Raw genomic sequence first — 7328 nt, 5'->3', positions numbered from 1 at the left:
CCGAGATGGTGATGCCTGGCGACAACATCTCGTTCGACGTCGAGCTGATCACGCCGATCGCCATGGAGGAGAAGCTGCGCTTCGCCATCCGTGAGGGCGGCCGCACAGTGGGCGCCGGCGTCGTCGCCAAGATCACGGATTAAGGGCGGACAGGAACATGCAACGTCAAAACATCCGTATCCGCCTCAAGGCTTTCGATCATCGCGTGCTCGACACCTCGACGCGTGAGATCGTGAGCACGGCCAAGCGGACGGGCGCGCAGGTGCGCGGGCCGGTTCCCCTGCCGACGCGCATCGAGCGTTTCACCGTGAACCGCTCGCCCCACGTCGACAAGAAGAGCCGCGAGCAGTTCGAGATGCGGACTCACCGCCGCCTGCTCGATATCGTTGATCCGACACCGCAGACGGTCGATGCTTTGATGAAGCTCGATCTCGCTGCCGGCGTCGATGTTGAAATCAAGCTCTAAGTCAGAGCTTTGAAGGAGTGAAGCGATGCGTTCTGGTCTCATCGCACAGAAGCTGGGCATGACCCGCATCTACACGGAGGAGGGAGCAGCTGTTCCCGTCACCGTGCTGAAGGTGGATAACTGCCAGGTTGTGGCCCAGAAGACGAATGACAGGGACGGCTACACCGCCCTGCAGCTTGGCGTGGGCGTGCCCAAGATCAAGCGGCTGACCAAGGCGGAGCGCGGTCATTTCGCGGTCGCCAAGGTCGAGCCCAAGCGCAAGCTGAAGGAGTTCCGCGTGTCGCCGGACAACGTCATTCCGGTTGGCGCCGAGATCACTGTCGATCATTTCGTGCCCGGCCAGTTCGTCGACGTGACGGCGACCTCGATGGGCAAGGGCTTCGCCGGCGGCATGAAGCGCTGGAACTTCGGCGGCCTGCGGGCAACCCACGGCGTGTCGATCAGCCACCGCTCGATCGGTTCGACGGGTAACCGCCAGGACCCTGGCAAGGTGTTCAAGAACAAGAAGATGCCCGGCCATCTGGGCGCCGAGACGGTGACCACGCAGAACGTCGTGGTGGTCAAGACCGATCCCGGCCGTGGCCTGATCATGATCAGAGGCTCGGTGCCTGGCGTCAAGGGTGCCTGGGTATCGGTGCGTGACGCGGTGAAGCGCAAGCTTCCCGACGCGGCGCCAAAGCCCGGCGCTTTCAAGATGCCGGAAGCCGCCGCTGCGCCGGCGGCAGAGTAAGGAGTGATGGGGATGAAAGCCGATATTCATACCATCGAGGCCAAGACGGCCGGCAGCATCGAGCTCGCCGACCACATCTTCGGGCTCGAGCCGCGCGCCGACATCATCCACCGGGTGGTGCAGTGGCAGCTCAACAAGCGCCAGCAGGGCACGCATCAGGCGAAGTCGCGTGGCGAGATCTCCCGCACGACCAAGAAGCTCGGGCCCCAGAAGGGTTCGGGCGGTGCCCGTCACGGCTCGCGCAAGGCCGGCATCTTCGTGGGCGGCGGCAAGGCTTTCGGGCCCCGTTTCCGCAGCCATGAGACGGCCCTCAACAAGAAGATCCGCGCCCTGGGTCTGCGCCATGCGCTGTCCAGCAAGGCCAAGGACCAGTCGCTGGTGATCCTCGACTCGGCGGCCTCCGACGGCAAGACCAAGTCGCTCGCCAGGGCCTTTGAGCAGCTGGGGCTCGCCAATGCGCTGATCATCGACGGCGCCGCGGTGAACGAGAATTTCGCCCGCGCTGCCCGCAGCATTCCGAACATCGACGTGCTGCCGGTGCAGGGCATCAACGTTTACGACATTCTGCGCCGCAAGAAGCTGGTTCTGACCAAGGCGGCCGTCGAAGCGCTGGAGGCGCGGTTCAAGTGAGCAAGGAACATTTCTACGACATCATCAAGAGCCCGGCGATCACCGAAAAGGCGACGCTGGTCTCCGAGCACAACCAGGTCGTGTTCAACGTCGCGCGGGAAGCCACCAAGACCGACATCAAGAAGGCCGTCGAAGGCCTGTTCGGGGTGAAGGTCAAGGCGGTCAACACGCTGGTGCGCAAGGGCAAGGAACGCCGTTTCCGCGGCCGCCCCGCGACGCTGAGCGACGTGAAGAAGGCATATGTGACCCTCGAAGAGGGCCAGCGGCTCGACGTGACGACGGGCCTCTGAGCGGTAAGGTAGCATCATGGCACTCAAGACATTCAACCCCACCAGCGCCGGCCGCCGTCACCTGATCCAGGTTGACCGCAGCCAGCTGTGGAAGGGCAAGCCGGTGAAGTCTCTCGTCGAGGGCATCGGCAAGAACGGCGGGCGCGGCAATTCCGGCCGGATCACCACCCGCGGCCAGGGCGGCGGCCACAAGAAGGCGTATCGCCTCGTTGATTTCCGCCGCCTCAAGATGGACATGCCGGCGGTTGTCGAGCGGCTCGAATATGATCCGAACCGCACCGCCTTCATTGCGCTGGTGAAGTATGAAGACGGCACGCAGGCTTATATCCTGGCGCCGCAGCGCCTGAGCGTGGGCGACTCGGTGGTCTCCGGCAAGTCGGTGGACGTGAAGCCGGGCAACGCCATGCCGCTCGGCGCCATGCCGGTTGGCACCATCGTCCACAATGTCGAGCTGAAGCCCGGCAAGGGCGGCGCGCTGGCCCGCGCGGCCGGCACCTACGCCATGGTCGCCGGGCGCGACCAGGGCTATGTGCTGCTCAAGCTGAAGTCCGGCGAGACCCGCATGGTCGACGCCTCCTGCATGGCCAGCGTCGGCGCGGTGTCGAACCCCGACCACATGAACGAAGTCGTCGGCAAAGCCGGCCGTTCGCGCTGGAAGGGCCAGCGGCCGATCTCGCGCGGCATCGCGCGTAACCCGGTCGACCATCCGAACGGCGGCCGCACCAATGGCGGCAAGCACTGGGCGACGCCGTGGGGCAAGCCGACCAAGGGCACCAAGACCCGCTCTAACAAGCGGACCCAGAAATTCATCGTGCGGTCGCGCCACGACCGCAAGAAGTCTCAGTAAGAGGTAGACCGTGACACGCTCCGTTTGGAAAGGCCCGTTCGTGGACGGGTATCTCCTCAAGAAGGTGGAAACCGCGCGCGGCGCGGGAGGGCGGACCCAGGCAATCAAGACCTGGAGCCGGCGCTCGACCATCCTGCCGCAGTTCGTGGGCCTGACCTTCCAGGTTCACAACGGCAACAAGTTCATTCCCGTTCTTGTTTCCGAGGAAATGGTCGGCCACAAGCTGGGCGAGTTCGCGCCCACCCGCACCTTCCACAGCCACTCGGCGGGCGACAAGAAAGCCTCGTCTGGAGGCAAGTCATGAGCAAGAAAGCCCGCCCGCGCAGCCTGCCGGACAATGCGGCCAAGGCCGTCACCCGCTCGATCCGCATTTCGCCGCGCAAGCTCAACGACGTCGCCTCGGAAATCCGCGGCATGAAGGTGGACAAGGCGCTGGCCTATCTCACTTTCTCGCGCCGCCGCATCGCCAAGGACGTCAAGAAGACGCTCGAATCGGCGATCGCCAATGCCGAAAACAACCACGGCCTCGACATCAACAGCCTGGTTGTCTCGGAAGCCTGGGTCGGCAAGAACCTGGTGATGAAGCGCTGGATGCCTAACGCCCGCGGCCGGGTGGGGCGCATCGAGAAGTTCTTCAGTGAACTGACGATCATCGTCCGCGAAGCCCGCGAAGAAAGCAAGGAGGCCGCCTGATGGGCCAGAAAGTAAATCCGGTCGGCCTGCGCCTGGGCGTCAACCGCACCTGGGACTCGCGCTGGTTCGCGGGCTCCCGCGAGTATGGCAAGCTGCTGCATGAGGACATCGCCATCCGCGACTACCTCAAGAAGGAGCTGAAGCAGGCGGGCGTCTCCAAGGTGCTGATCGAGCGTCCGCACAAGAAGTGCCGCGTCACCATCTATTCGGCCCGCCCGGGCGTGGTGATCGGCAAGAAGGGCGCGGACATCGAGAAGCTGCGCAAAAAAGTGCAGGAGATGACCAATTCGGAAGTTCACCTCAACATCGTCGAGGTGAGGAAGCCCGAGATTGACGCCAATCTGGTGGCCGAGAATATTGCCCAGCAGCTGGAGCGCCGCGTGGCCTTCCGGCGCGCCATGAAGCGGGCCGTGCAGTCGGCCCAGCGCATGGGCGCGGAAGGCATCAAGATCACCTGCGCTGGCCGTCTGGGCGGGGCGGAGATCGCGCGTACCGAATGGTATCGCGAGGGCCGCGTTCCGCTGCACACGCTGCGCGCCGACGTCGATTATGGCACCGCGACCGCCTTCACCACCTATGGCACCAATGGCGTCAAGGTGTGGATCTTCAAGGGCGAGATCCTGGAGCACGACCCGATGGCGCAGGACAAGCGCATGAACGAGCCGGCCGATGCCGGCGGTTCGCGCGGCCGCCGCGACCGCGACGCGGCCTGAGGAATTGAGAGTAAGTCATCATGCTGCAACCCAAACGAACCAAGTTCCGCAAGGCCTTCAAGGGCCGCATCCACGGCAAGTCGACGAGCTGCAACACGCTCGACTTCGGCGCCTTCGGCCTCAAGGCGCTTGAGCCCGACCGGCTCACCGCCCGCCAGATCGAGGCCGCCCGCCGGGCGCTGGCCCGCGGCATGAAGCGCGCTGGCCGCATCTGGATCCGGGTGTTCCCGGACGTGCCGGTATCGAAGAAGCCCGCTGAAGTGCGCATGGGCTCCGGCAAGGGCTCGCCCGAATACTGGGCGGCCCGCGTCAAGCCGGGCCGGGTGCTGTTCGAGATCGACGGCGTGCCGCGCAACGTGGCCGAGGAATCGCTCGGCCTCGCCGCCGCGAAACTCCCGATCAAGACGCGCTTCGTGGCGCGGCTGGGCGAGTAAGGGAGTGACGGAGATGAAGGCCAGAGACATCCGCGTCATGACCGGCGACCAGGTCAAGGACGAAATCGTGAAGCTCAAGAAAGAGCAGTTCAACCTGCGCTTCCAGAAGGCTTCGGGGCAAATCGAAAACACCGCGCGCATCCGCCAGATCCGCCGCGACATCGCCCGTCTCAAGACGGTGCAGTCGCAGAAGGCGGAAGCGAAGTAGGAGAGAACAACATGCCGAAACGCATCCTGCAGGGCGTCGTGGTGAGCGACAAGAACGACAAGACCATCGTGGTGCTGGTCGAGCGCCGCCTGCGCCACCCGGTGCTCAAGAAGACCGTGCGGCTGTCGAAGAAGTATCATGCCCACGACGAGAAGAACGAGGCCAAGGCCGGCGACATCGTCAGGATCGAGGAGACGCGCCCCATCTCGAAGCAGAAGCGGTGGGCGCTCGTCGAGAAGGTTGCGGCGGGCCAGGCTTAAGGAAGAGCGGGCCCGGTGGGCCCCAGGATTGAACGGGTGATCAGATGATCCAGCAAGAAACCAATCTCGATGTCGCGGACAATTCCGGCGCAAGGCGGGTCCAGTGCATCAAGGTGCTGGGCGGCTCCAAGCGGAAATACGCCTCGGTGGGCGACATCATCGTGGTGTCGGTCAAGGACGCCATTCCGCGCGGCCGCGTCAAGAAGGGTAGCGTGATGAAGGCGATCGTGGTGCGCACCGCGAAGGACATCCGCCGGCCGGACGGTTCCGTGATCCGCTTCGACCGCAACGCGGCGGTGCTGATCAACGCCCAGGGCGAGCCGGTCGGCACGCGCATCTTCGGGCCGGTGCCGCGCGAGCTGCGCGCCAAGAACCAGATGAAGATCATTTCGCTTGCGCCGGAGGTGCTGTGATGGCGGCGAAACTGAAGATCAAGAAGGGCGACAAGGTTGTCGTCATCACCGGCCGCGACAAGGGCCGGCAGGGAGAGGTGATCCGCGTGATCCCCGCCGAGAACCGGGCGGTCGTGCGCGGCGTCAACGTGGCCAAGCGCCACCAGAAGCAGACGGCGGCGCAGGAAGGCGGCATCATCTCCAAGGAGATGCCGATCCATGTGTCGAACCTGGCGCTGCGTGACCCCAAGGACGGCAAGCCGACCCGGGTTGGATACAAGACATTGGCCGACGGCAAGAAGGTGCGCGTCGCCAGGCGTTCGGGAGAAGTGATCGATGGCTAAGGAAGAGGCAAAGAAGGCGGCGGCCAAGCCCGCGGCCGAGGCCAAGGCGAAGACCGAAGCCAAGAGCAAGGCGAAGGCCGATAAGGCATCCGCCAAGACGGTTGCAGAGCCTGGCTCGGAAGGCGCGCCGGCGGGCTATGTGCCGCGGCTTCGCACCCATTACGAAGAGGTCGTTCGCCCTCAGCTGCTGAAGGAATTCGGCTACAAGAATGCGATGGAAGTGCCGAAGATCACCAAGATCGTGCTCAACATGGGCATCGGCGAGGCGACGCAGGACTCGAAGCTCGTGCAGGTGGCGGTGGGCGAGCTTGAGCGCATCGCCGGCCAGAAGGCCGTGATCACCAAGGCCCGCAAGGCCATCGCGCAGTTCAAGATCCGCGAGAACCTGGCGATCGGCGCCAAGGTCACGCTGCGCAAGGTGCGGATGTATGAGTTCCTCGACCGGCTGATCAACATCGCGCTGCCCCGCGTGCGTGACTTCCGCGGCCTTACCGACCGCAGTTTCGACGGCAACGGCAACTATGCCTTCGGGATCAAGGAGCACATCATTTTCCCGGAGATCGACTACGACAAGATCGACCGGGTGTGGGGCATGGACGTGATCATCTGCACCTCGGCCAAGACCGACGCAGAGGCCCGCGCGCTGATCGACGCGTTCAACTTCCCGTTCCGCAAGCCCGCCCGCAAGGCGGCCTAGGCAACCGAACAAGGCTGAGGCAAACCGAACATGGCCAAGACGAGCTCCGTAGAAAAGAACAACCGCCGCCGCAAGCTGGTGAAGCAGTATGGCGCCAAGCGCGCCAAGCTGAAGGCGGTGATTCAGAACAAGTCGCTGCCCATCGAGGAGCGTTTCGCGGCGCAGCTGAAGCTCGCCGAGATGCCGCGCAACTCCGCCAAGATCCGGATCCGTAACCGCTGCGAGGTGACGGGCCGTCCGCGTGCCTACTACCGCAAACTTAAGATGTCGCGTCTTGCGCTGCGCGAAATGGCCAACCTGGGCCTGATCCCGGGCATGGTCAAGTCGAGCTGGTAAGAGATACGGACTTCAGGAGAGAAGAATGAGTGTGAATGATCCGATCGGCGATATGCTGACTCGTATCCGCAATGCGCAGGAGAGGGGCAAGTCGAAGGTTTCGATCCCCCATTCAAAGCTGCGCGAGAACGTGCTGAACGTGCTGCAGGGCGAGGGCTTCATCCGCGGTTTCGCCGTGGTTCAGCTTGGCAACAACAAGGCCGAGATCGAAGTCGAACTGAAGTATTTCGACGGCGCTCCGGTTATCCGAGAGCTCAACCGCGTGTCGAAGCCCGGCCGCCGCGTCTA

16 protein-coding genes and 1 pseudogene are annotated in these 7328 nt (G+C 64.1%); all 17 read left to right on the top strand.

Annotated elements, in window-relative coordinates; all coding sequences use genetic code 11:
- A pseudogene (gene tuf / locus ACKOED_RS16310) lies at positions 1 to 143 on the top strand (elongation factor Tu); the annotation flags it as partial.
- 14 nt (positions 144 to 157) lie between these two features.
- Positions 158 to 466, top strand: coding sequence for a 30S ribosomal protein S10 (gene rpsJ / locus ACKOED_RS16305; RefSeq protein WP_408917684.1), 309 nt, complete (start codon positions 158 to 160; stop codon positions 464 to 466).
- A gap of 25 nt (positions 467 to 491) precedes the next feature.
- Positions 492 to 1196 (top strand): 50S ribosomal protein L3, encoded by a 705-nt coding sequence (gene rplC, locus ACKOED_RS16300; protein WP_408917683.1) that lies wholly within the window; start codon positions 492 to 494, stop codon positions 1194 to 1196.
- 12 nt (positions 1197 to 1208) lie between these two features.
- Complete coding sequence (rplD, locus tag ACKOED_RS16295; RefSeq protein ID WP_408917682.1) at positions 1209 to 1826, top strand: 50S ribosomal protein L4; 618 nt, start codon at positions 1209 to 1211, stop codon at positions 1824 to 1826.
- A complete protein-coding gene (locus tag ACKOED_RS16290) occupies positions 1823 to 2116 on the top strand; it encodes a 50S ribosomal protein L23 (RefSeq protein WP_408917681.1) in 294 nt (97 codons plus the stop codon). The genes rplD and ACKOED_RS16290 overlap by 4 nt, the downstream gene beginning before the upstream one ends.
- A 16-nt stretch (positions 2117 to 2132) precedes the next feature.
- Positions 2133 to 2963, top strand: a complete 831-nt coding sequence (gene rplB, locus ACKOED_RS16285; RefSeq protein ID WP_408917680.1) for a 50S ribosomal protein L2 — start codon at positions 2133 to 2135, stop codon at positions 2961 to 2963.
- Positions 2964 to 2973: 10 nt separating this feature from the next.
- Positions 2974 to 3267: a 30S ribosomal protein S19 gene (gene rpsS, locus ACKOED_RS16280; protein WP_408917679.1), complete on the top strand. Its 294-nt coding sequence runs from the start codon at positions 2974 to 2976 to the stop codon at positions 3265 to 3267.
- Complete coding sequence (rplV, locus tag ACKOED_RS16275) at positions 3264 to 3656, top strand: 50S ribosomal protein L22 (protein ID WP_408917678.1); 393 nt, start codon at positions 3264 to 3266, stop codon at positions 3654 to 3656. Before rpsS ends, rplV begins: the two co-directional genes overlap by 4 nt.
- Positions 3656 to 4369, top strand: a complete 714-nt coding sequence (rpsC, locus tag ACKOED_RS16270) for a 30S ribosomal protein S3 (RefSeq protein WP_408917677.1) — start codon at positions 3656 to 3658, stop codon at positions 4367 to 4369. The genes rplV and rpsC overlap by 1 nt, the downstream gene beginning before the upstream one ends.
- A 20-nt stretch (positions 4370 to 4389) precedes the next feature.
- Positions 4390 to 4803 (top strand): 50S ribosomal protein L16, encoded by a 414-nt coding sequence (rplP, locus tag ACKOED_RS16265; RefSeq protein ID WP_408917676.1) that lies wholly within the window; start codon positions 4390 to 4392, stop codon positions 4801 to 4803.
- 13 nt (positions 4804 to 4816) lie between these two features.
- On the top strand, positions 4817 to 5011 hold the full coding sequence (gene rpmC, locus ACKOED_RS16260; RefSeq protein ID WP_408917675.1) for a 50S ribosomal protein L29: 195 nt from the start codon (positions 4817 to 4819) through the stop codon (positions 5009 to 5011).
- 11 nt (positions 5012 to 5022) lie between these two features.
- On the top strand, positions 5023 to 5271 hold the full coding sequence (rpsQ, locus tag ACKOED_RS16255) for a 30S ribosomal protein S17 (protein WP_408917674.1): 249 nt from the start codon (positions 5023 to 5025) through the stop codon (positions 5269 to 5271).
- Between the two features lie 44 nt (positions 5272 to 5315).
- On the top strand, positions 5316 to 5684 hold the full coding sequence (gene rplN / locus ACKOED_RS16250) for a 50S ribosomal protein L14 (protein ID WP_395686059.1): 369 nt from the start codon (positions 5316 to 5318) through the stop codon (positions 5682 to 5684).
- Positions 5684 to 6007 (top strand): 50S ribosomal protein L24, encoded by a 324-nt coding sequence (gene rplX / locus ACKOED_RS16245; RefSeq protein ID WP_408917673.1) that lies wholly within the window; start codon positions 5684 to 5686, stop codon positions 6005 to 6007. Before rplN ends, rplX begins: the two co-directional genes overlap by 1 nt.
- Positions 6000 to 6704 (top strand): 50S ribosomal protein L5, encoded by a 705-nt coding sequence (gene rplE / locus ACKOED_RS16240; protein ID WP_408917672.1) that lies wholly within the window; start codon positions 6000 to 6002, stop codon positions 6702 to 6704. Before rplX ends, rplE begins: the two co-directional genes overlap by 8 nt.
- 30 nt (positions 6705 to 6734) lie before the next feature.
- Positions 6735 to 7040 carry a 30S ribosomal protein S14 gene (rpsN, locus tag ACKOED_RS16235; protein WP_408917671.1) on the top strand — a complete coding sequence of 102 codons (306 nt, stop codon included), beginning with the start codon at positions 6735 to 6737 and terminating at the stop codon, positions 7038 to 7040.
- Positions 7041 to 7065: 25 nt separating this feature from the next.
- A partial coding sequence (rpsH, locus tag ACKOED_RS16230) for a 30S ribosomal protein S8 (RefSeq protein WP_408917670.1) occupies positions 7066 to 7328 on the top strand: 263 nt, incomplete at its 3' end.

Source organism: Aestuariivirga sp. (assembly GCF_046093005.1).
Lineage (GTDB): Bacteria > Pseudomonadota > Alphaproteobacteria > Rhizobiales > Aestuariivirgaceae > Aestuariivirga.
The sequence above is the reverse complement of the archived record's forward strand: the minus strand, read 5'-3'. Positions and strand labels throughout refer to the sequence as shown.

What these genes read in the sequence shown, in the direction of transcription:
- rpsJ (WP_408917684.1), top strand. Translation starts at nt 158, where the DNA reads ATGCAACGTCAAAACATCCGTATCCGCCTCAAGGCTTTCGATCATCGC.
- rplC (WP_408917683.1), top strand. Translation starts at nt 492, where the DNA reads ATGCGTTCTGGTCTCATCGCACAGAAGCTGGGCATGACCCGCATCTAC.
- rplD (WP_408917682.1), top strand. Translation starts at nt 1,209, where the DNA reads ATGAAAGCCGATATTCATACCATCGAGGCCAAGACGGCCGGCAGCATC.
- rplB (WP_408917680.1), top strand. Translation starts at nt 2,133, where the DNA reads ATGGCACTCAAGACATTCAACCCCACCAGCGCCGGCCGCCGTCACCTG.
- rplV (WP_408917678.1), top strand. Translation starts at nt 3,264, where the DNA reads ATGAGCAAGAAAGCCCGCCCGCGCAGCCTGCCGGACAATGCGGCCAAG.
- rpsC (WP_408917677.1), top strand. Translation starts at nt 3,656, where the DNA reads ATGGGCCAGAAAGTAAATCCGGTCGGCCTGCGCCTGGGCGTCAACCGC.
- rplP (WP_408917676.1), top strand. Translation starts at nt 4,390, where the DNA reads ATGCTGCAACCCAAACGAACCAAGTTCCGCAAGGCCTTCAAGGGCCGC.
- rpmC (WP_408917675.1), top strand. Translation starts at nt 4,817, where the DNA reads ATGAAGGCCAGAGACATCCGCGTCATGACCGGCGACCAGGTCAAGGAC.
- rpsQ (WP_408917674.1), top strand. Translation starts at nt 5,023, where the DNA reads ATGCCGAAACGCATCCTGCAGGGCGTCGTGGTGAGCGACAAGAACGAC.
- rplN (WP_395686059.1), top strand. Translation starts at nt 5,316, where the DNA reads ATGATCCAGCAAGAAACCAATCTCGATGTCGCGGACAATTCCGGCGCA.
- rplX (WP_408917673.1), top strand. Translation starts at nt 5,684, where the DNA reads ATGGCGGCGAAACTGAAGATCAAGAAGGGCGACAAGGTTGTCGTCATC.
- rplE (WP_408917672.1), top strand. Translation starts at nt 6,000, where the DNA reads ATGGCTAAGGAAGAGGCAAAGAAGGCGGCGGCCAAGCCCGCGGCCGAG.
- rpsN (WP_408917671.1), top strand. Translation starts at nt 6,735, where the DNA reads ATGGCCAAGACGAGCTCCGTAGAAAAGAACAACCGCCGCCGCAAGCTG.